We start from the raw sequence: 21978 nt of genomic DNA, 5'->3' as shown, positions 1-21978 counted from the left end.
CTTCAAATAATCGAATGAAATTACAAATTGTTACAAGTATTTTACATAAGTAATTTATTTTTTTACGCAGGTATAGTAATATTACTAATAATTGGGTATATATTCATAAAGATAACAGGTAAAACAATTATATCATATTATAATAGGAAAAATTACTGCAAACAAGCGACATATTATCGCATTATATATCATAATCTAGAATTATGAGACGCCAAATGGTTGTTACATTATGACAAAGAGGGGGAGTACTATGGCTTTTAAGAACAGAGATCAAAATAAATATCAAGTTGAACATACTGTAAAAAAAGCAGAACCCGCCAACACACAGGATACCTTTGAAGCATTATCGAAACTACCCCTATACATGGTAGATTGGGTAGAAAAAAACAACCATGATATTGTGACAGTCTGGGATGAGAGTGGTAAAGTTATTTACATCTCTAGCTCGATAGAGGATTTATTGGGCTACCAAACTTCTGATTTAAGAGGCACCTACTGGTACGAAAAAATATCGGCAGAAGATGTGAGTTATATTCGAGAACAGTTGGACAATGCTTCCGACTCCTTTCAGAAAATTAATGTAAATATATTAAATAATAATGGCAAATACATTTGGTCAGAATGCAAGGTCGCGAAGTTAACGGATAAATCAACTAACACAAAATACTATATTTCGACTTTAAAAGATATTACAGATAAAAAAGAAGCAGAAGAAATGATGATTCGTTCAGAAAAGATGTCAGTAGCTGGGCAGCTTGCTGCGGGGATCGCACATGAAATACGTAATCCGTTGACCTCTCTAAAAGGGTTTCTACAACTTTTACAAGCTGGCGTTAAGGGTAAAGAGGAATATTATCAAATCATGGTGGAAGAAATAGAAAAGATAGAAACGATAACATCTGAACTACTCTTTATTTCAAAGCCTTTGACGGATAATCGAAAAATGGAATCTATTAAAGATATGATTCACGATGTAACAGTTCTTTTAGGGCCACAAGCCAAATTAAAGGGCATAGACATTAGAATGGATGGCTCAGATAAAGCCCAAATTAACTGCGATCGTTCCCAAATTAAACAGGTCCTAATTAATTTGCTGAAAAACGCGATTGAAGCAATGGAATCACCAGGTTTTATTACGTTTTACGTGAAAGACAGTGAGGAAGTAATTAAAATTAGTATCAGCGACGAGGGCCCCGGCATTCCAGAAGAAATCATACATAAGTTAGGCGAGCCTTTTTTTACAACAAAGCAAACAGGTACGGGACTTGGAATCATGATTACAAGACAAATCCTTGCGTCACACCAGGCAAGATTAGAGATCAGTCAAAATGAGAAGGGTGGAAGTACATTCCACATGATTTTTCATAAATGACCTGGTTATTCGTTGCCCTTGGTTTTTTTAAACAAACTAATAAGTAAAACTTATCACTCTACATAAGATTTTAATATAGGCAAGAAAAAGGGAATGGTTTGTTTTCTCCTCCATTATCCTTTAAGATATACTTGTAAGGAAATCGCTTTTATATGAATGATAGAGTAATAGTATAAAAGCAGTCGAAATTTGTAGAGTTTATTAAATGATTAAGTGAAGTATGTTTGAAAGGGGAAGACAAAATGGGGAATCATAATGTTTATGGTGCGAAAAAACAGTTTGATTTAAACGGGAAAAAGTATAATTATTATCGTCTGAAAACACTTGAAGAAGCTGGCCATGGTAAAATTGGCCGTTTGCCATTTTCTGTTCGCGTATTACTAGAGTCATTATTACGCCAACATGATGGACGACAAATCAAAAATGAACACGTTGAAAGACTAACAAAATGGGGCACAAAAGAAGGTAAAGGTGTAGATGTTCCTTTTAAACCTTCCAGAGTTATACTTCAAGATTTCACAGGTGTTCCTGCTGTGGTTGATTTGGCATCATTACGGAAAGCCATGGTAGATATGGGTGGAGAGCCAAATAAAATTAACCCTGAAGTTCCAGTTGACCTTGTAATTGACCACTCCGTCCAGGTTGATCAATACGGAACAGCAAATGCACTAAAAGCAAACATGGATCTTGAATTTGAGCGTAATGCCGAGCGCTATGAATTTTTGAATTGGGCGCAAAAAGCATTTGAAAATTATCGTGCAGTACCACCTGCAACAGGTATCGTTCACCAGGTTAACCTTGAGTATATTGCCAATGTGGTACACGGCCTTAAGAATGAAAACGGAGAGTATGATGCATTCCCAGATACATTGGTAGGTACTGACTCCCATACAACGATGATTAACGGACTTGGTGTACTAGGATGGGGAGTTGGAGGCATCGAAGCTGAAGCAGGAATGCTTGGTCAACCATCCTTTTTCCCTGCTCCAGAAGTAATTGGCGTTAAATTCACAGGTAGTTTCCCTCAAGGAACAACCGCAACAGACTTAGCCTTGAAGGTAACACAAGTACTTCGTGAAAAGAAAGTGGTCGGCAAGTTTGTTGAATACTTTGGTCCTGGTCTACAAGACATGCCACTTGCAGACAGAGCAACCATTTCAAACATGGCTCCGGAATATGGCGCAACATGTGGATTCTTCCCTGTTGATGAAGAGTCATTAAACTATTTACGCCTAACTGGGCGGGACGAAGAGCAAATAAATCTTGTAGAAACGTATTGTAAGGAAAATGACCTTTGGTATTCTCCTGATCAGGCTGATCCAGAATATACCGAATTAGTCGAAATTAACCTTTCTGAACTGGAACCAAACCTTTCAGGTCCAAAACGTCCACAAGATTTAATAGCACTATCAAACATGAAAAAAGAATTTAATAAAGCTGTAACCGCCCCTGCAGGCAACCAAGGCTTCGGGATGGATAAAAAAGAATTTAATAAAGAGGTAACAGTTAATCATCCAAATGGTAATAGCTCAGTTATGAAAACGGGCGCATTAGCAATCGCTGCCATTACTTCTTGTACAAATACGTCAAACCCATACGTAATGCTTGGTGCTGGACTGCTTGCGAAGAATGCTGTTGAAAAGGGTATGAAGGTACCTGACTATGTAAAAACTTCTTTGGCACCCGGTTCTAAAGTTGTAACAAGATATTTGGAAGATGCTGGTTTAACGCCTTATCTTGATAAACTTGGCTTCAACCTTGTTGGTTATGGCTGTACAACTTGTATTGGGAACTCAGGTCCTTTGCGTGAAGAAATAGAACAATCCATCATGGACAATGATTTGCTTGTTTCTTCTGTCCTGTCAGGTAACCGAAACTTTGAGGGGAGGATTCATCCGTTAGTTAAAGCGAATTATTTGGCTTCACCGCCACTTGTAGTAGCTTATGCCCTTGCTGGTACAGTGGATGTTGACTTAACCAAAGAGCCGATTGGTGAAGATAAAGATGGCAAGCCAGTTTATATGGATGATATCTGGCCATCTATGGAAGATATTAAAGAACAGGTGGCAAATGTTGTCAAACCTGAGATTTTCCGCAAAGAATATGAAAACGTGTTCCAATCTAACGAACGCTGGAATGAAATTGATACAACGGATGAACCATTGTTTAAATGGAATGATGATTCAACGTACATTCAGAATCCACCGTTCTTTGAAGGACTTAGCAAAGAAGCCGGCAAAGTGAATCCGTTAGTAAACTTACGTGCCATTGGTCAATTTGGCGACTCTGTAACAACAGACCATATTTCACCTGCTGGGGCAATTGCTAAGGATATGCCTGCAGGCAAGCATTTACAGGCTAAAGGTGTTTCCCCACGGAACTTTAACTCATATGGTTCCCGTCGTGGTAACCATGAAATAATGATGCGTGGTACATTTGCAAACATTCGTATTCGTAACTTACTTGCTCCTGGGACAGAGGGTGGATATACAACCTACTGGCCTACTGAGGAAGTAATGCCGATCTATGATGCAGCAATGAAATACCAACAGGATGGCACTGGCCTTATTATTATGGGTGGAAAAGACTACGGTATGGGCTCATCACGTGACTGGGCAGCCAAAGGTACAAACCTTTTAGGTATTAAAACGGTTATTGCTGAAAGCTTTGAACGTATTCACCGTTCAAACTTAGTTATGATGGGTGTTCTACCACTACAGTTTGAAAAAGGTGAAAGTGCTGAAAAGCTTGGTCTAACTGGTAGAGAAACCTTTAATATTGAAGTAGATGAAAGTGTAAAACCGCATGATCTTGTAAATGTTACCGCAACAGATGAAAATGGTAAAATTACAACATTCAAGGCAGTTGCTCGTTTTGACAGTGAAGTGGAAATTGACTACTACCGTCATGGTGGCATACTACAAATGGTACTTCGCGACAAATTAAAGAAATAAAAGCCGCAATACCGTACAGTAAACAAGTCATATAAAAATACTGTTTACGAAATGAATAATTGTTAATGATTAAACCGCGCGACACAGTATTTCTGTGTCTGTGCGGTTTTTTGTGTAACAAGCTTTTCTTGGTGTATACGCTAAGTGAAAAGTAGGGGGAAGAACTCTAGTGGTGGTATTATAAGAAATGATACTTTACAAAAAGCTCTTTTCTAACTAACATAAGAAGAGAGCCAATTTGTCAGGAATGTGTATTAAAGGAGCTAAAAGATGATTAAAAATATAATAGCAACAGGTGCTTTGCTTGTATTGGTAGGTATTGTTGTATTTAACTTCTTTGATAATCAAAAAGAAGCAGAGACTGAAAAAGCTAATGAAATGAATACAAGCTCTGAGGGTGGAGCGATTGCACCAGTAGAAAGTGCTGGACTGGAACCAGGAGAAGCGGCACCAGATTTCAACCTACAAACGCTAAATGGTGAACCGATTCAACTAGCAGATTTTAAGGGGAAAAAGGTCATTCTAAATTTTTGGGCGACATGGTGCCCGCCATGCAAGAAAGAAATGCCAGAAATGCAAACTATCCAGGAAGAATATGGGGATGAAGTAGAGATTTTAGCTGTTAATATGACAGATTCAGAAGCAAAGGGCATAAGTTATGTCCAAAAGTTTCAAGAAGAGTTCAAGTATACTTACACGATGCCACTTGATGAAGATGGAGAATTAAGTACAGCTTATAAGGTATATAATGTCCCAACAACGTACTTTATTGGATCAAATGGTAAGATCGCATTGCCGCGGAAATCAGGGCCCATGACGTATGATTTCATGGTGGAAAGTATTTCACAAATGGAATAATAGTATGAAAATAAAGAGGAATGGTAATACTTCTATTTAAAAGGAGTGAATTACCATTTCTTTGAAAAAGAAAATATCATTTGAACAACTCGTACAGGATAATAAAAAGCAAATTATGCAGGACGCTTCATTATTAGAAAGAATAGAGCGGAATTTAGAAATGAAAATGAATCAAACCCTAAAAAAGAAAGAATCTTAAAAAGATGAGCTCCTCTGAAATATCAGAGGAGTATTTTTATGCCTAGATAACGTTAAAAAGAACTTCCTTATAAAAATGGACGTATAGCTTTCTAATAATAAGTTAGAATAAAAAAGAAATAAAGAAAGGAGCATGAAATTGACTGATAAACATTCACACAAACCAAAACCTGATGACCGTAGTGATAACGTAGAGAAATTGCAAAATATGGTGCAAGATACAATTCAAAACATTGAGAAGTCCCATGAAACCATGCGTTTTACTGATGGTGAGGAAAAGCAAGCTATTGAAACTAAAAATAAACGTCGTGAAGAAGCAATTGATGCAATGCGTAATGAAATCAAAGACGAATATAATGCACTAGACTAGACATTGTATTGCTTCCCACAAACTTTACACAATATTTAAAGTCGAACGAATTCGAATCCTTGGTGAAGGACTTGAACTTTCGTTCGATTTTTATTTTATTTAACGTTTTTCTTGTTCTTTTATAAGTGTTTTATTAGACGGAGACTTTGGTAGGTATGATAGGATATAAAGTGTAACAAGCTGTATTGGAGGAATCATTGTTGAATAAAGTGCAAACACCAATTGAAGTACGTTATCAGGAAACCGACCAAATGGGTGTCGTCTACCATGCCAATTATTTAGTATGGTTTGAAATAGGGAGAACGAAATTTATAGAATCACTAGGCTTACGATACGGAGCGATGGAGGAGCAGGGCGTTGTATCACCTGTCACAGATGCTACGATTAGCTTTAAAAAGCCCATTCGTTATGGCGAAGACACTGTAGTAGAAACATGGTTGGAAAGTTACGATGGATTACGAACAGTCTATGGATATCAGATTCTCAATTCAAAAAGACATGTAGCAGTTAGCGGTAAGACGGAGCATGTGATTGTGAAAAAAGACAGCTTTCGTCCACTTTCACTTAGAAAAGCTTTCCCTGAGTGGCATGAAGCATACAGTAACAAATTGAAAGAGGGATAACAGGCATGGCGTTTGGTTTAAAAAGAGATGAATTAATTTCTTGGAAGAAGAAAGTACTTGCTGGAGAAATTGCAATCTTAACACACTATTGGCTCGATAATCGATTTCCTGGGTGTACAACCGTTACAAAGGTTGGTTGTAATGATCTCGAGAAACTAACTAAATGGGGAAGACAATATGGTTTAGAAGCTGAATGGATTCACAGGGACCAAAAATTTCCCCATTTTGATTTGTTTGGAGATAGACAACGGGATATATTACTTTCCGAAAAGCAATGGAAGCAACTAGAACAATTTAATTTATTGACTAAATAAGAAAACAACAGCACGTGGGACTTCTCTGTGCTGTTGTTTTTTGATAGATTGTTTACTTATTAAGGGACGTGTATTTAAAGGCAGGTTCTGCAAGTTTATTATTCATCTGTACTTTTAAATCCTTGTCTTCAAAGTACCAGGCGTCCTTTGTCTCTACGTAGAAGGAAACCCCCTCCACAATAACAGAAGCATGCTTGTTCTCTGGTTCTTGAACAGCAACTCCGAGGGAAAAACCAGGAAGATTTCCACCTACCCCGCCGTACCTAACATAAAAGCGTATTGGGCTATTCTCTTCTAAATCTAATTCATCTTTATACCATTTAGCAGCTTCCTTGCTAACCTGCAAATTCAATTGTGACAACTCCTTTTGAAACTATTTCCTGATCTTTTGTTTTTTCTCCGGTACTAAATCAACACCGCCTTCATGAAAAGGGTGGCATTTGCTAATTCTTTTTACTGTTAAATATGCTCCTTTAATGGCACCGAATTTTTTAAACGCTTCAAGGCCATATTCCGAACAGCTTGGATAGAAACGACATGTTCTTGGAGTAAATGGACTTATTGCTTTCCGGTAAAATGTAATGAGCCCAATGAATAGATATTTCATCTATATTACCCGAGGTTCTCATTGCGCTTATCATAACTAACAGAAGCAATGGCGTCATGCATATGGATAGACTCTTCATTTCGACAAGCAACTCGAAATTTATCAACCATATCCATTTCATATAAGTCAGCTGCAACGAGACGAACCATATCTTCTACAAAGCGAGGATTTTCATAAGCCTGTTCCGTTACCATTTTTTCATCTGGTCGCTTAAGTACCGGGTGAATTCTTGCACTAGCATTACTTTCTGCCGCTTCTAAGAGCATTGTTTTCCAGTCCATCTCTGCTTGAACTGCTCCTTCGTTTAGTTCCACATCTATTGATACAACACCTCTTTGGTTATGTGCGCTGTATTCACTAATTTCTTTAGAACATGGACAAAGTGTAGTAATTAATGCCGATAAAGAAGCTGAGAGGGTATAACCCGTTTGATAGTCATAGATTACTTTCATGGTTATATCCGCGTGATTTAATCCTGCGAGATCACTTTGAGGGCCACGTCGTTCAAAGAACCAAGGGAATTGCAACTCAATTGTCGCATCTTGTTGATCGAGTCGGTCTGCTAATTCTTTTGTGAACGTTTTTAATATTTGCCAATCAGCTTGGAAGACACCTTGTCTGTAATAGGTACTTAGTTGTTCTGTAAAGCGACTCATATTTGTCCCTTTACTTGTGCTTTTCAAGCTAGTTGAAAAGGAAATATTGGCTATACTGGATTGTATTTTAGGTTCCAAGTCACCCGTAACCGACACAGGATGTTTTACATTTGAAATCCCTACAGCATCTAAATCAAAAAGAAAATCTTTTTTTGTATTTTGCAAGTCAGCCATCTGACTTTTTTCAATTGGTTTTGTTCTCGGAACTGGTAATACTGAACCGAATAATTTATGTCGTTCTGCCTTGGATGGCAGTTGTTTTAGTGGGAAGAATTTCGTATTCACGACGCAGTCCCCTTTCTATTCATGTATAAACAAGTATACGTGAGCACCATTTAATATTCAATTTATTGGTTTTGCTGAAATTACATCCACGTAATCTTCGGTTCGGTCTTTTCTCTAATCCGCTTAATATTAGTTTTGTGTCGGTAAGTTACAAATAGCGTAAGCAGGGCAGTTACAATAATAAGTCCGATATCTTGAAAAAGAAAGGAAGCGATAACTGCAACAAACCCCGTGATAATAGAGGATAATGAAACATACTTCGACAAATAAAGTGTAACTAAAAAGGTACTTATCGTAATGATAAATAATAATGGATTAATACCTAAAATTATTCCGCCAGAAGTAGCTACTGCTTTTCCGCCTCTAAACTTAGCAAATAGTGGATAGGTATGTCCAATTACTGCAAATAACCCGATTATCAATCGATAAACGTCCGCATCAAAAAGGAGGGGGATTAATGTAGCGATAGTTCCTTTTAGAATATCTGTAACGATTACGATACTTCCAGCCTTAAATCCAAGCACACGAAATGTATTGGTTGCACCAAGATTTCCGCTTCCATGTTCGCGTATGTCCAGGTTGTAACCCAGTTTCCCAACAATTAATGCTGTTGGAATAGAACCCAATAAATAAGCAACAATAGCGAATATAATATATTCCATCATGATTCCTACTTTCCGATTAGTATGTAGCAAAAAAATTCTATTTACATTCTAGCACGAAGTAAGTGGGGAAAGAACCATTTTTATTATTTTAGAGAGAAACATTCCAGTTGAAGTTTTTATTCAACAAAGATAGGGTAAGGTTTTAAGAAATTGAAAATGGTTTGTGTATATTGCTAAGGGGGAACAAGAGATGATTGAATTTGATAAGGTGAAAAAGGTCTACCCGGATGGAACGGAGGCTATACGTGAGTTCTCGTTGAAGGTGCAAGCCGGTGAAATTGTAACGTTAATCGGACCGAGTGGCTGCGGCAAAACTACAGCCATGAAAATGGTTAATCGATTAATCGAACCAACGGCAGGTGATATTTACATAAATGAACAGAAAGTAAATTCATACAACATACATGAACTTCGCTGGAATATTGGTTATGTTCTACAGGAAATTGCATTATTTCCGCACATGACGATAGGAGAAAATATATCCATTGTGCCCGAGATGAAAAAGTGGAAAGGAAAAAAAGTTAAAAAGAGAATTGATGAGTTATTGGAGATGGTGGGATTGGACCCTGCCACTTATCAAAAACGAATGCCTAGAGAGCTATCGGGTGGCCAACAACAACGAATCGGCGTTGTGCGCGCTTTGGCGGCTGACCCAGATATTATTCTAATGGATGAACCATTTAGCGCCCTTGACCCGATTAGCAGGGAGCAACTCCAGACAGACATAAAGACATTGCAAAAGGAAATAAAGAAGACCATTCTCTTTGTTACCCACGATATGGATGAAGCGATGGCGCTTGGTGATAGGGTGTGTTTAATGAAAGATGGCGAAATCGTACAATTGGACACACCACAGCAACTCATCTTAAACCCCAAAACAGAATTCGTGAAGAATTTTATTGGGGAAAGAAAATCACCTTGGCAAACAGCTGTAGACGTTATTTGCGATCAATTTTCAAGTCACGTTCTTACAAAAGAAGCATTTGAACAAGGGAATTTTGATCAAAACGCGACCTATATTGTTACAGATAGAAACAACATGTATGAAGGTGTGGTCAGTATGGGTGCTATCAAGCCGGAATTTTTGACTCTTGAGAATGATCTCCCGCTCTATAAGGCTGCGGCTTTAATACAACAACATGATAGCCAACACTTATTCCCAGTCATTAAACAAGGGAAGCTTATTGGATTGTTAAGCAATAAGAAAATTGTTGAATACCTAAGAAGTAAAACGACCCTCGAAAACGGGGTGATCCAGTAATGCAGGAGTTTATTAACGTTTTCCAGGATAGAAGAGGTCAATTGTTAGAGACGATATGGGAACATTTACAGATTTCCCTGTTGAGCTTAGTTATTGCAATTATAATAGCCGTTCCTCTAGGACTTATACTCACAAGATATCCTCGAGTTGCTGAGCCAATAATAGGGATATCTGCAATAATGCAGACCATACCCAGTCTGGCAGTATTAGCATTTCTAATACCGTTTTTGGGCATAGGGAAAGTACCTGCCATCATTGCGCTAACTGCTTATGGTTTGCTCCCGATATTGCGGAACAGCTATACGGGAATCATAGGGGTCGACCCTGCATTGAAAGAGGCGGCAATCGGTATGGGGATGAACTCGTTTAAGCGACTCTCTAAAGTAGAACTTCCAATTGCCATGCCGGTAATTATGGCCGGTATACGTACGTCTATGGTACTAATCGTTGGTACCACGACAATCGCAGCATTAATTGGAGCAGGTGGGCTTGGCGAACTGATTCTTTTAGGAATTGATCGAGGAGCAGATATCAATCTAATCCTCCTTGGGGCGATACCGGCAGCTTTACTGGCTATTATACTTGATTTAATTCTACGCGGATTCGAACGTATCTCAAAAAGAGCTGGTTTTAAATCTTTTGTTGCCATGTTACTTATAGCTGTGCTTGTGGTTACATCTCCGTTTATATTTAACAGCTCTCAAAGAGCAGATATCATAATTGGCGGAAAACTGGGATCTGAACCAGCCATACTAGCAAATATGTACAAGTTGTTGATTGAAGAAGACACGGATTTAAATGTTGAGTTAGAAACAGGGCTTGGGAAAACATCCTTTGTTTTCAGTGCCTTAGATAAAGGGAGTATTGATATCTACCCAGAATTTACTGGAACAGCAATTGTGACACTATTGGAAGAAGAAGCGGAAAGCAATGATGCGAAAGAGGTCTATGAACAGGCTAAAATCGGTATGGATAAGAGATACGATATGGCTTTACTACAGCCGATGGCTTTTAATAATACGTATGCCGTGGCAACTACAGAGGAACTTGCTGATCAATACAATTTAAAGACAATTGGAGACTTGCAGGCGGTAGAGGATGAAGTGACGGCAGGTTTCACGTTAGAATTTAATGACCGCTATGATGGATATGTTGGCATGCAGGATGTCTATAACCTTGATATTAGTAATATTCGTACCATGGAACCAGGAATAAGGCAGGACGCCTTGTCAAATGGGGAGGTTGATATCATAGACGCTTATGCGACAGATAGCTATATGGTAGAATTAAATCTTGTCACATTAGAAGACCCAGAAAATCTTTTTCCGCCATATCAAGGTGCTCCTTTATTGCGTAATGAAACAATGGAAGAGTATCCTGAACTTAAAGATATTCTTAATCAACTGGGTGGAAAGATCACAGATGAACAAATGCGCCAGATGAACTATAAAGTGGATTATGAAGATCGTTCTCCACAGGAGGTAGCTGAAGAATTTCTACAAGATGAAGGTTTGTTAGAAAATTAGGGAGGTATTCATCATGACATGGGAAAATCCGTCGAATGAACAATTAAAACAACTATTAACAAATGCAAAGACAATCGCAGTGGTCGGGCTTTCTGATAAACCTGAAAGAACGTCCTACCAAATTTCGAAAGCAATGCAAAAACAAGGCTATCGAATCATCCCCGTTAATCCAACAGTGGATGAGGTGTTAGGGGAGAAGTCGTATTCTTCCCTACAGGACATACCAGATGAGGTTGACATTATTAATGTATTTAGGAGACCAGAATATCTGCCAGCTATAGCAGAAGAAGCGGCACAAACAAACTGCAAGATTTTTTGGGCACAACAAGGAATAGTTAATCAGGAAGCCTACGATTTTCTTAAAGAAAAAGACTTTACAGTAATAATGGACCTTTGTATAAAAGTAGTTCATGCCGTACTGGTAAAAGGATAGATTGCATGGGATGGTATCAGAGAATACCATCCTTTTTGCTGTTTTTTTAACCGATTTAGCTGGACTAGTGAAGGTCTGACACTACGGTTCACCTATACAAGCTGATTTCTTTTATAGTATACTTAATTACATGTCTACAAATAGAGGGAGCCTTAGGTGGCCGGTAATCAATTTTATATGCGCATTTTTGAATATGTTTATAGTCTTTACAAAAGTAAAACGTTTGTTCTATTATAATACATACATGTGTGGAAAGAGCGGGTTTTAGAAAGGAGTTAAATATTTTGACTAAGCAACCATTACAATATAGTGATGATTCAATACAAGTGCTGGAAGGACTAGAAGCGGTCCGAAAAAGGCCTGGTATGTATATCGGTAGCACGGATACTAGAGGGTTACATCATTTAGTATTTGAGATTGTCGATAATGCAGTAGACGAGGCACTCGCCGGATATGGTAATAATATTAAAGTGACGATACATAAAGACAACAGTATATCTGTCACAGATAATGGACGAGGCATCCCAACTGGAATGCATAGCACAGGCCGACCAACAATAGAAGTAATTTTTACTGTATTACATGCGGGTGGTAAATTTGGCCAAGGTGGATATAAAACAAGTGGCGGACTTCACGGTGTAGGAGCGTCTGTAGTGAACGCACTTTCAGAATGGCTTGATGTAACGACTCACCGGGATGGCTTTACATACTACCAGCGCTTTGAAAATGGTGGAAAGCCTGTGGGGTCAGTTGAAAAGAAAGGTCCTACCAAGAAAAAAGGCTCTACCATTCACTTCAAACCAGACCCTAGCATATTTTCTGTTACAATATATGACTACGAAACGTTATCTGAACGGCTTCGTGAGGCAGCCTTTTTACTAAAAGGATTAACGATTCAATTAAATGATCATCGCCACGATACTACTGAAGAGTTTGAATATCCAGATGGCCTTGAGTCGTTTGTGAGTTATTTGAATGAAGAAAAGGATACACTACATCAAGTTGTTTCCTTTGAGGGAGTACAACAGAACATTGAAGTGGACTTTGCATTTCAATTTAATGATGGGTACGCAGAAAGTATGCTTTCGTTTGTTAACCATGTGCGTACAAGAGACGGCGGAACGCATGAATCTGGAGCACGTGCAGCAATTACAAGGACTTTTAATGAATATGCAAGAAGGAATGGACTTTTAAAAGAGAAAGAGAAAAATTTAGAAGGTACGGACATTAGAGAAGGTTTTACAGCAGTTGTATCCGTACGTGTTCCCGAAGAAATGCTTCAATTTGAAGGACAGACCAAAGGGAAATTAGGAACTTCTGAGGCTCGATCCGCGGTTGATGGTGTTGTATCAGAAAAACTAGCCTACTTTCTTCAAGAAAACCCTGATGTTTCAGGGCAACTTATTAGAAAGTCTATTAAGGCAAAGGAAGCTCGCGAAGCAGCGAGAAAAGCCAGGGATGAAGCACGTACTGGTAAGAAAAAGCGCAGAAAAGATACGCTATTAAGTGGAAAACTGACACCAGCCCAGTCGAAAAATCCAAAGCGAAATGAGTTATACCTGGTGGAGGGTGATTCAGCTGGTGGATCTGCAAAGCAGGGAAGAGATCGAAAGTTCCAGGCGGTCCTTCCATTACGGGGTAAAGTCATCAATACGGAGAAGGCAAAGCTACAAGATGTCTTTAAAAACGAAGAAATCTCTACGATCATCCATACTATTGGAGCAGGCGTGGGCGGCGACTTTGATTTGGAAGACGTGCAATATGATAAAATCGTTATCATGACAGATGCTGATACAGATGGCGCCCATATACAAGTATTACTGCTTACTTTTTTCTATCGTTATATGCGTCAGCTAGTTGAAGCAGGTAAAATTTATATAGCGCTACCACCATTGTTTAAAATCTCAAAAGGTAAAGGAAAAAAAGAAAAAGTTGTTTACGCCTGGGATGAAGCGGAAATGAAAAAGGCGGTAGCTGAGTTCAAAAATGGTTATATGATCCAGCGATATAAAGGGCTTGGGGAAATGAATGCCGATCAATTATGGGAAACAACAATGAACCCGGATACGCGTACGCTTATAAGGGTAACGCTCGAAGATCTTGCTAGAGCAGAGCGTCGAGTCACTACTCTGATGGGCGATAAAGTGGAACCAAGGAGAAAATGGATTGAGGGTCATGTAGAATTTGGTCTTCAAGAAGATTCCAACATTCTAGAAAATGAACGGATACATGAGGAAAGCTAATGTTTTAAAGAAATAGGGGGGACTTCATTTGTCACAACCGGAAACATTTCTGGACCTTCCATTAGAAGAAGTAATTGGCGACAGATTTGGAAGGTACAGTAAATATATTATTCAAGATAGGGCATTACCTGATGCCCGGGATGGGTTGAAACCAGTACAGCGAAGAATTTTGTATGCCATGCATGTAGAGAAAAACACGTTTGAGAAAAATTTTCGAAAATCTGCCAAAACGGTTGGTACAGTAATTGGTAACTATCATCCACATGGTGATTCTTCTGTGTATGAAGCAATGGTGCGACTCAGCCAGGATTGGAAGATTCGCAATGTGCTTGTTGAAATGCATGGAAATAACGGGAGTATCGATGGTGATCCACCAGCAGCAATGAGATATACGGAGGCAAGGCTTTCTAGCATTTCCTCCGAACTGTTACGAGATATTGATAAGGAAACTGTAGATTTCATACCAAACTTTGACGATACGATCCAAGAGCCTGTAGTCTTGCCTGCTAAATTTCCTAACCTTTTAGTTAATGGCTCTACAGGGATTTCTGCTGGTTATGCAACCGACATACCACCACATAATCTCTCTGAAGTGATTGATGCTGTCATTATGAAGATTGACAAACCCGAAGTGTCAGTTGATAAATTAATGCAGGTGATGCAAGGACCAGATTTTCCAACAGGTGGGATTATTCAGGGTGTTGAAGGGATAAAAAAAGCTTACGAAACTGGTAGAGGAAAGATCATTGTTCGTGGTAAGACGTCGATAGAAGAAGTCCGCGGAAACCGGCAACAAATTGTGATTGAGGAAATACCATATGAAGTGAATAAGGCAAATATGGTGAAGAAAATGGATGAGCTACGCATCGACCGAAAAGTCGAAGGAATAGCCGAAGTACGTGACGAAACGGATCGAACTGGCCTACGCGTAGTAGTAGAACTTAAAAAGGATGTTAACAGTGAAGGAATTTTAAACTTCCTCTTTAAAAATACAGATTTACAAGTTACCTATCATTTCAATATGGTAGCGATACAGGATAAAACACCGAAGCTTCTTTCGTTACCGCAAATGCTTGATGCCTATATAGATCATCAAAAAGAAGTTGTAACAAGACAGACCAATTACGATTTGAGGAAAGCAAAGGATAGAGCGCATATTGTGGAAGGTCTAATTAAGGCAATCTCAATTTTGGATGAGCTGATAGCGACAATTCGCGCCTCTAAGGACAAGCAAGATGCCAAAAAACGCATTATTGCAAGCTATGATTTCTCCGAGGCTCAAGCAGAAGCGATTGTAATGTTACAATTATATCGATTAACAAATACAGATATAACATCGCTTGAAAAAGAAGCAGCTGAATTGCGCAAAAATATAACAGATCTGGAATCCATCCTGCAAAGTGATAAAAAGCTTCTCCAGACCATTAAGAAAGATCTAAAGCAAATTAAAAAGACCTTTTTTACTTCGCGCAGAACGGTGATAGAAGATAAGATTGAAGAACTGAAGATAAATATAGAAGTAATGGTAGCAAGCGAAGAAGTACTTGTTTCTGTCTCAAAAGATGGCTATATAAAAAGAACAAGTCTACGTTCTTATGGTGCTTCAAATGGAGATGACTTAGCAATAAAAGAGGAAGACCACCTGGTAGGTCTAATTGAATTAAATACTACGGATAAAGTACTTCTATTTACTAATAAAGGGAAGTACCTGCCAATCCCGGTACATGAATTACCTGATATAAGGTGGAAAGATATTGGACAGCATATTTCCAATATCGCATCGATTGATAAGGATGAGCGTATTATCCAAGTCCTACCTATTCGGGAATTTTCCGATAAGCATTATCTACTCTTCTTTACTAAGAATGGGATGATTAAACGTAGTGAACTTGCCTTATATGACTCGCAGCGTTTTTCTAAAGCGCTGATTGCATTAAATTTAAAAAAAGGCGATGAAGTGGTTAATGTTTACCAGACAGACGGACATTCCGATATATTCCTGGCATCTAACAAAGGGTATGGACTCTGGTATCATGAATCAGAAGTAACGATTGTAGGGCAGCGTGCTGCAGGAGTTAAAGCAATTCAGCTTAAAGAAGAAGAATATGTCGTAAATGGCCAGATTTTTAATGACATGAGCGCACCATCATTAGCGATTATTACACAGCGTGGAGCATGCAAACGTATGAAACTACAGGAATTTGAGAAAACCAGTAGGGCAAAACGCGGATTGCTTATGCTCAGGGAGCTAAAAAGCAAACCGCATCGAATACAAGGCTTTTTTGTAGTGAATGATAGTGATACTATTTGCTACAATACTGCAAATGGAGAAACCCATAGTATTTACCCACTAGCACTTTCTGCAAGTGATCGTTATAGTAATGGCTCTTTTGTTATTGATGCCGACCATGATGGGGAAGTTGTAGAAGCATGGAAGCAAGCTGAATATATCAAACCATTTGAAGATATGAACGACTAATTATAGAAGAACGATGATTTATAGGTTCCAAGTCTTCTGTAAGACGATTAGGCAGTAAAGATTGAGATGACTCCCTTTACTACCGTAAATGTTTTAACATTAAATAATCTTGGCGCCGAACAAACTTGGTAAACTGGTAGCTGTTTACGCATATTTGTTCGGCGTTTGCTTTATTCAAGCTATCTTGTAAATTTTAATTTTTACACTTATGAAAACGCTTTCTATTATCAGAAAAGTATGCTAAAGTATATGTATTAAGAGAAAGGAGGGGTCATAACGGGGCTACGTCAAAGAATAATTCAATCATCCCTGCTCTTATTTGAACAAAATGGATTTCATGGTGTAACAGTCAAACAAATCGTGGAAAACGTTGGTACATCAAAGGGTGGTTTTTATCATCACTTTTCATCAAAGGATGAGTTGTTGTTTGTAATTCATGACACTTTTATATCGTATGTTTTGGAAAAAGCATCCATAGCAAACACCATACATACCTCACCAACCCTTAAGCTTCGTGCTATCATCAAAGATTTTGTAAAGGTGTTTGATCTTTACAAACCACATATTTCAGTGTTCTACCAAGAGAACATCTATTTAAAGCCACATTATGCTAAGCTTATTAATGAAAAACGTGACACATACAAAAAAATGATTATGCAAGCTATAAAAGATGGAAAGAAAGCGCGAGAATTTCGTCAAGATCTCTCCGTGGAAATTACAAGTATGGCCATATTAGGAATGGTTAATTGGACATACAAATGGTATAAACAGTCAGGGGAAAAGTCGATTAATGAAATCGGAGATATTTTCGTTGATCTAATCCTGCGAGCAGTATTAGAGAAAGAAAGTGAAAAAGTTTCTTTAGAAAAAGTGTTTTAAATATGTGGTTATTCGCATACTTTTTTAATAGCGTGAACAGACCAACCAGTCGGTCTGACTCAAGGGAGGTATATTATGAACTTTGAACTTACCAAGGAACAATTAATGATTAAAAAAATGGTTAAAGATTTTGCTGATGAGGTTATCCAGCCAAGAGCCATCGAAATTGACGAAGAGGCTGCCTTTCCCGTCGATATTTTTGAGGAAATGGGGAAACTCGGATTGCTCGGTATCCCTTTTCCTGAGGAGATAGGCGGTTCTGGTGGCGACACTCTTTCTTACGCTCTTGCCGTTGAAGAAATCGGGCGAGTTTGTGGTAGTACTGGGCTAAGCTATGCAGCGGCAGTCTCTTTGGGTGCAAGTCCTATCTATTATTTTGGAACAGAGGAACAGAAAGACACTTTTTTGAAACCGCTTGCAAGCGGGGAAGCACTTGGCTCCTTTGGTCTGACAGAGCCTAATGCAGGGTCAGATGCTGGTGGAACAAAAACAACTGCAGTTATGGATGGCGATGATTATATTATAAATGGAGAGAAATGCTTTATCACAAATGCAAGCTTTGCTAAGACACTTATCGTTACTGCTGTTACAGGCAAAAATGATAAAGGAAGAAATATCATCTCTGCCATTATTGTGCCTACTGATACGAAAGGCGTCTCCATTACAAGTGAATACAAGAAAATGGGAGTTAGAGGTTCAGATACTGCGGAAATCGTACTAACGGATGTGCGGGTTCCGAGAACTAACCTGCTTGGTGATCCGAATAAAGGATTTAATCAGTTCTTGTATACCCTTGATGGGGGCAGAATATCGATTGCTGCTCTTGGAGTAGGGATTGCACAAGGAGCGTTGGACAAAGCCCTAAGTTACGCAAAAGAGAGGAAACAATTTGGAAAGCCAATATCCAAGTTCCAGGCTATTCAATTTAAGCTGGCTGACATGGCGATGGAAATTGAATTAGCACGCAACATGGTTCATAAGGCTGCATGGTTAAAGGATAATGAGAAGCCGTTTAGTAAAGAAGCAGCGTATGCCAAGCTTTATGCAACGGAAACAGCTTTTCGCGCTGCAAATCAGGCTATCCAGATACATGGCGGTTATGGATATATGAGAGAGTATGAAGTGGAAAGATATTTGCGTGATGCAAAATTATTGGAAATTGGGGAAGGCACCTCTGAGGTTCAACGCCTTGTCATTGCTAGACAACTAGGTTGCTAGATTAAAAAGGTGAGAGGAGAAAATTCATGGGGCTGATGTCATTAACAATTGGGGAACTATTGGAGAAACAAGTGAATGAAAATCCCCATCATGAGGCAGTTGTCTATCCAGAATTAAATTTTAGAAAAACGTATAAAGCGTTCAATGAAATGGTAAATGAAACGGCGAAAGGACTTATGTCTCTAGGAATAGAAAAGGGAGAGCATGTAGCAATATGGGCTGATAATAAACCAGAGTGGCTTATTTCCCAATTTGCCACAGCGAAAATAGGCGCTGTGCTTGTAACAGTGAATACGAACTATCAAGCAATGGAGCTTGAATATTTGCTGAAACAATCTGACACAAAGACGTTGATACTAGCACCGTCCTTTAAGGGGACTTCCTATTTGGACATTTTGCAGAAGGTATGCCCAGAACTTGAGACAAGTGACAAAGGAAACGTTTATTCTGACAACCTTCCAAACTTGAAAAATATAATTGTTTTAGATAATAAGTCTCCAAAATATGCATATAACTGGCAGGAGATTGTCAATGCAGGGCACGCTGTAAGCGCACAAAAGTTAAAAGATCGGAGTGGTTCACTAGATCCATTTGACGTGATAAATATGCAATATACGTCAGGCACTACCGGTTTTCCAAAAGGAGTCATGCTCACACACCATAATATAGTTAACAATGGAAATCAGATAGCGGACTGTATGGAACTAACGCCAGCTGATAGGTTATGTATACCGGTGCCGTTTTTTCACTGTTTTGGTTGTGTACTCGGTATATTGGCTGCAGTGTCTAAAGGAGCAACAATGGTGCTACTCGAGCAGTTTGATCCAGTAGCAGTTTTAAAAGCTGTAGAATCCGAGAGATGTACGGCCTTGCATGGTGTACCAACCATGTTCATTGCAGAATTAAATCATCCTGAATTTGATGATTATAATGTAACCTCACTACGAACTGGTATTATGGCAGGCTCTACTTGCCCTATGGAAGTGATGACAAAGGTAATGGATAAAATGGGGGCAAAAGAAATTACCATTGCATATGGGCAAACAGAATCTTCTCCTGTAATTACTCAAACAAGAACAAGTGATCCGATTGAAAGAAAGGTCGGTACGGTAGGAAAGCCCCATCCTAATGTAGAAGTGAAAATTGTGATACTTGGGACTAGTGAAGAACAAGAAAAAGGACTGACTGGTGAACTACTTACAAGAGGCTATCATGTTATGAAAGGTTATTATAAAAATCCAGAGGCTACGGCTGAAGCGATAGACCAAGATGGATGGCTACATACAGGAGATTTAGCTATCCAGCATGAGAATGGATATTTGGAAATTACCGGTAGGATGAAAGATATGATCATCCGAGGAGGGGAAAATATTTATCCTCGTGAAATAGAGGAGTTCTTATACCAGCACCCAGCTGTTCTTGACGTGCAGGTCGTTGGGGTACCAGATGAGAAATATGGAGAAGAGGTATTAGCCTCTATTATCCTAAAAGAAAAAGAAAAAATAACAGCAGAAGATATTCGTATTTATTGCAGGGGAAACATAGCTAGACATAAAATCCCGCAATATGTTCAATTCGTTACCTCCTATCCAATGACAGCAAGTGGTAAAATTCAAAAATTTAAATTGAGAGAGGATGCAATGAAAAAACTTGAAGCAATAGGGGAGATACCATGATAAAAAAAATACTAATAGCAAACAGAGGGGAAATTGCTGCTAGAATAATTCGAACATGCAATAAGATGAACATTATGACAGTGGCAATATATTCAGAGGCTGACCAAAAAGCAGACTTTGTAGACATGGCAGATGAGAGTTATCTAATTGGCCCACCACGGGTAAACGAAAGCTACTTAAATGCAGATAAAATTATTTCTGTAGCCAAACAAGCGAATGTAGATGCCATTCACCCAGGCTATGGTTTTCTAAGTGAAAGTGATGTGTTTGCCGAGCAATGTGAGGAACAAGGCATTATTTTCATCGGTCCCCGTGCCTCTGTAATAAGAGAAATGGGGAGTAAAATTCTGGCTAGACAGTTAATGGAAAAAGCTGGTGTACCTACCATTCCAGGGACAAAGAATGCTCTTGGTACAGCAGAAGAAGCATTAATAGCTGCACACAATATTGGATATCCAGTCATGCTAAAGGCGTCCGCCGGTGGTGGCGGGATTGGAATGCAAGTCGTTAATTCCGACGAGGAACTAATTCTTGCCTTTGAAAGTAACACAAAGCGAGCCAAAACATTTTTTGGTAATGGTGACATGTTCATGGAAAAGAAAGTTGAAGATGCTCGACATATAGAAGTTCAACTTCTCGCTGATAATACAGGAAACGTTCTTCATTTGTTTGAACGGGATTGTTCTATTCAACGTCGCAATCAAAAGGTAGTTGAAGAAGCACCGTCTACCTTTATCACAGAGAAAACAAGGAACCAGATGACTGAAGCTGCAATAAATGCAGCTAGAGCACTAGGGTATACCAATGCAGGAACAATCGAGTTTTTAGTAGATAGCAAGGAAAATTTTTATTTTCTGGAGATGAACACTCGGGTCCAAGTTGAGCATCCTGTCTCGGAGGAAATAACAGGAATTGATATTGTAGAAAAGCAAATTTTAATTGCTGCTGGTGAACCCCTTGGCCTGTCACAAGAGGATTTTGTAATCAATGGGCATGCCATCGAGGTACGTATTTATGCAGAAGATCCAGAGACATTTCTACCTTCGCCTGGTCATGTGAGTCAAGTGATATTCCCACAGGGTGAGCATATACGGAACGAACCAGCTATCACGGGAACATGTGATGTTACGCCATTTTATGATCCGATGATAGCAAAGTTGGTAGTCCACGGAACGGACAGACAGGATGCAATATCCTTACTATCAGAGGCTTTGCAAGCATATAAAGTGGAAGGTATAAAAACGAATCTACCAATGCTTGAACGCATTGTAGAGGATGAAATTTTTAGAAAAGGAAATGTAACCACCGCCTATATTCAGGATCACTATTTACCTACTATCAAAGCAAAATAAGGAGGATAT

General features: G+C 38.9%; 20 protein-coding genes. 16 read left to right on the top strand and 4 right to left on the bottom strand.

The window, feature by feature from the left end; all coding sequences use genetic code 11:
- Positions 1-250: 250 nt before the first annotated feature.
- From AC6CHS_RS03260 to AC6CHS_RS03230, 7 genes are all read left to right on the top strand, one after another.
- Positions 251-1372, top strand: coding sequence for an ATP-binding protein (locus AC6CHS_RS03260; protein ID WP_498234067.1), 1122 nt, complete (start codon positions 251-253; stop codon positions 1370-1372).
- Positions 1373-1614: 242 nt separating this feature from the next.
- Complete coding sequence (gene acnA / locus AC6CHS_RS03255; RefSeq protein ID WP_498234065.1) at positions 1615-4326, top strand: aconitate hydratase AcnA; 2712 nt, start codon at positions 1615-1617, stop codon at positions 4324-4326.
- A 270-nt stretch (positions 4327-4596) separates the two neighbouring features.
- Positions 4597-5184 carry a TlpA family protein disulfide reductase gene (locus AC6CHS_RS03250; protein WP_498234063.1) on the top strand — a complete coding sequence of 196 codons (588 nt, stop codon included), beginning with the start codon at positions 4597-4599 and terminating at the stop codon, positions 5182-5184.
- Between the two features lie 61 nt (positions 5185-5245).
- Positions 5246-5383 carry an FbpB family small basic protein gene (locus AC6CHS_RS03245; protein ID WP_379550197.1) on the top strand — a complete coding sequence of 46 codons (138 nt, stop codon included), beginning with the start codon at positions 5246-5248 and terminating at the stop codon, positions 5381-5383.
- A gap of 138 nt (positions 5384-5521) precedes the next feature.
- Positions 5522-5752 carry a small acid-soluble spore protein Tlp gene (tlp, locus tag AC6CHS_RS03240; protein WP_379550194.1) on the top strand — a complete coding sequence of 77 codons (231 nt, stop codon included), beginning with the start codon at positions 5522-5524 and terminating at the stop codon, positions 5750-5752.
- Positions 5753-5952: 200 nt separating this feature from the next.
- Positions 5953-6375: an acyl-CoA thioesterase gene (locus tag AC6CHS_RS03235; RefSeq protein WP_238019083.1), complete on the top strand. Its 423-nt coding sequence runs from the start codon at positions 5953-5955 to the stop codon at positions 6373-6375.
- Positions 6376-6380: 5 nt separating this feature from the next.
- A complete protein-coding gene (locus AC6CHS_RS03230) occupies positions 6381-6689 on the top strand; it encodes a hypothetical protein (RefSeq protein ID WP_498234061.1) in 309 nt (102 codons plus the stop codon).
- Positions 6690-6741: 52 nt separating this feature from the next.
- On the opposite strand, the gene AC6CHS_RS03225 is transcribed toward AC6CHS_RS03230, so the two are convergent.
- From AC6CHS_RS03225 to plsY, 4 genes are all read right to left on the bottom strand, one after another.
- Positions 6742-7041, bottom strand: a complete 300-nt coding sequence (locus AC6CHS_RS03225; RefSeq protein WP_498234059.1) for a HesB/YadR/YfhF family protein — start codon at positions 7039-7041, stop codon at positions 6742-6744.
- A gap of 21 nt (positions 7042-7062) precedes the next feature.
- A complete protein-coding gene (gene yidD / locus AC6CHS_RS03220; RefSeq protein ID WP_498234057.1) occupies positions 7063-7296 on the bottom strand; it encodes a membrane protein insertion efficiency factor YidD in 234 nt (77 codons plus the stop codon).
- A gap of 5 nt (positions 7297-7301) precedes the next feature.
- On the bottom strand, positions 7302-8237 hold the full coding sequence (gene folE2, locus AC6CHS_RS03215) for a GTP cyclohydrolase FolE2 (protein ID WP_498234055.1): 936 nt from the start codon (positions 8235-8237) through the stop codon (positions 7302-7304).
- An 80-nt stretch (positions 8238-8317) separates the two neighbouring features.
- Positions 8318-8899 carry a glycerol-3-phosphate 1-O-acyltransferase PlsY gene (gene plsY / locus AC6CHS_RS03210; protein WP_498234053.1) on the bottom strand — a complete coding sequence of 194 codons (582 nt, stop codon included), beginning with the start codon at positions 8897-8899 and terminating at the stop codon, positions 8318-8320.
- Positions 8900-9092: 193 nt separating this feature from the next.
- Here plsY and AC6CHS_RS03205 point away from each other — a divergent pair, with 193 nt between their 5' ends.
- From AC6CHS_RS03205 to AC6CHS_RS03165, 9 genes are all read left to right on the top strand, one after another.
- Positions 9093-10163 (top strand): ABC transporter ATP-binding protein, encoded by a 1071-nt coding sequence (locus AC6CHS_RS03205; RefSeq protein WP_498234051.1) that lies wholly within the window; start codon positions 9093-9095, stop codon positions 10161-10163.
- Complete coding sequence (locus tag AC6CHS_RS03200; RefSeq protein ID WP_498234049.1) at positions 10163-11689, top strand: ABC transporter permease/substrate-binding protein; 1527 nt, start codon at positions 10163-10165, stop codon at positions 11687-11689. Before AC6CHS_RS03205 ends, AC6CHS_RS03200 begins: the two co-directional genes overlap by 1 nt.
- Positions 11690-11702: 13 nt before the next feature.
- The gene (locus tag AC6CHS_RS03195; protein ID WP_498234047.1) at positions 11703-12122 is read left to right on the top strand and encodes a CoA-binding protein; all 420 of its coding nucleotides are present in this window, start codon (positions 11703-11705) and stop codon (positions 12120-12122) included.
- 284 nt (positions 12123-12406) lie between these two features.
- Positions 12407-14365, top strand: a complete 1959-nt coding sequence (parE, locus tag AC6CHS_RS03190) for a DNA topoisomerase IV subunit B (RefSeq protein WP_498234045.1) — start codon at positions 12407-12409, stop codon at positions 14363-14365.
- Between the two features lie 28 nt (positions 14366-14393).
- A complete protein-coding gene (parC, locus tag AC6CHS_RS03185; protein WP_498234043.1) occupies positions 14394-16844 on the top strand; it encodes a DNA topoisomerase IV subunit A in 2451 nt (816 codons plus the stop codon).
- A gap of 273 nt (positions 16845-17117) precedes the next feature.
- Positions 17118-17723 (top strand): TetR/AcrR family transcriptional regulator, encoded by a 606-nt coding sequence (locus AC6CHS_RS03180; protein WP_498234556.1) that lies wholly within the window; start codon positions 17118-17120, stop codon positions 17721-17723.
- 75 nt (positions 17724-17798) lie between these two features.
- Positions 17799-18941, top strand: coding sequence for an acyl-CoA dehydrogenase family protein (locus AC6CHS_RS03175; RefSeq protein ID WP_498234042.1), 1143 nt, complete (start codon positions 17799-17801; stop codon positions 18939-18941).
- Positions 18942-18967: 26 nt separating this feature from the next.
- A complete protein-coding gene (locus tag AC6CHS_RS03170) occupies positions 18968-20617 on the top strand; it encodes an AMP-binding protein (protein ID WP_498234041.1) in 1650 nt (549 codons plus the stop codon).
- The gene (locus AC6CHS_RS03165; RefSeq protein WP_498234040.1) at positions 20614-21969 is read left to right on the top strand and encodes an acetyl-CoA carboxylase biotin carboxylase subunit; all 1356 of its coding nucleotides are present in this window, start codon (positions 20614-20616) and stop codon (positions 21967-21969) included. The genes AC6CHS_RS03170 and AC6CHS_RS03165 overlap by 4 nt, the downstream gene beginning before the upstream one ends.
- Positions 21970-21978: the final 9 nt, after the last annotated feature.

Source organism: Oceanobacillus sp. GQ8 (assembly GCF_059758495.1).
This window is presented reverse-complemented; position numbering and strand designations above follow the sequence as displayed.

Excerpts from the sequence above, each read along its gene's own strand:
- AC6CHS_RS03200 (WP_498234049.1), top strand. The coding sequence starts at position 10,163 with ATGCAGGAGTTTATTAACGTTTTCCAGGATAGAAGAGGTCAATTGTTA.
- AC6CHS_RS03165 (WP_498234040.1), top strand. The coding sequence starts at position 20,614 with ATGATAAAAAAAATACTAATAGCAAACAGAGGGGAAATTGCTGCTAGA.
- AC6CHS_RS03195 (WP_498234047.1), top strand. The coding sequence starts at position 11,703 with ATGACATGGGAAAATCCGTCGAATGAACAATTAAAACAACTATTAACA.
- AC6CHS_RS03260 (WP_498234067.1), top strand. The coding sequence starts at position 251 with ATGGCTTTTAAGAACAGAGATCAAAATAAATATCAAGTTGAACATACT.
- AC6CHS_RS03170 (WP_498234041.1), top strand. The coding sequence starts at position 18,968 with ATGGGGCTGATGTCATTAACAATTGGGGAACTATTGGAGAAACAAGTG.
- AC6CHS_RS03230 (WP_498234061.1), top strand. The coding sequence starts at position 6,381 with ATGGCGTTTGGTTTAAAAAGAGATGAATTAATTTCTTGGAAGAAGAAA.
- AC6CHS_RS03250 (WP_498234063.1), top strand. The coding sequence starts at position 4,597 with ATGATTAAAAATATAATAGCAACAGGTGCTTTGCTTGTATTGGTAGGT.
- AC6CHS_RS03175 (WP_498234042.1), top strand. The coding sequence starts at position 17,799 with ATGAACTTTGAACTTACCAAGGAACAATTAATGATTAAAAAAATGGTT.
- yidD (WP_498234057.1), bottom strand. The coding sequence starts at position 7,296 with ATGAAATATCTATTCATTGGGCTCATTACATTTTACCGGAAAGCAATA.
- plsY (WP_498234053.1), bottom strand. The coding sequence starts at position 8,899 with ATGGAATATATTATATTCGCTATTGTTGCTTATTTATTGGGTTCTATT.
- AC6CHS_RS03205 (WP_498234051.1), top strand. The coding sequence starts at position 9,093 with ATGATTGAATTTGATAAGGTGAAAAAGGTCTACCCGGATGGAACGGAG.
- acnA (WP_498234065.1), top strand. The coding sequence starts at position 1,615 with ATGGGGAATCATAATGTTTATGGTGCGAAAAAACAGTTTGATTTAAAC.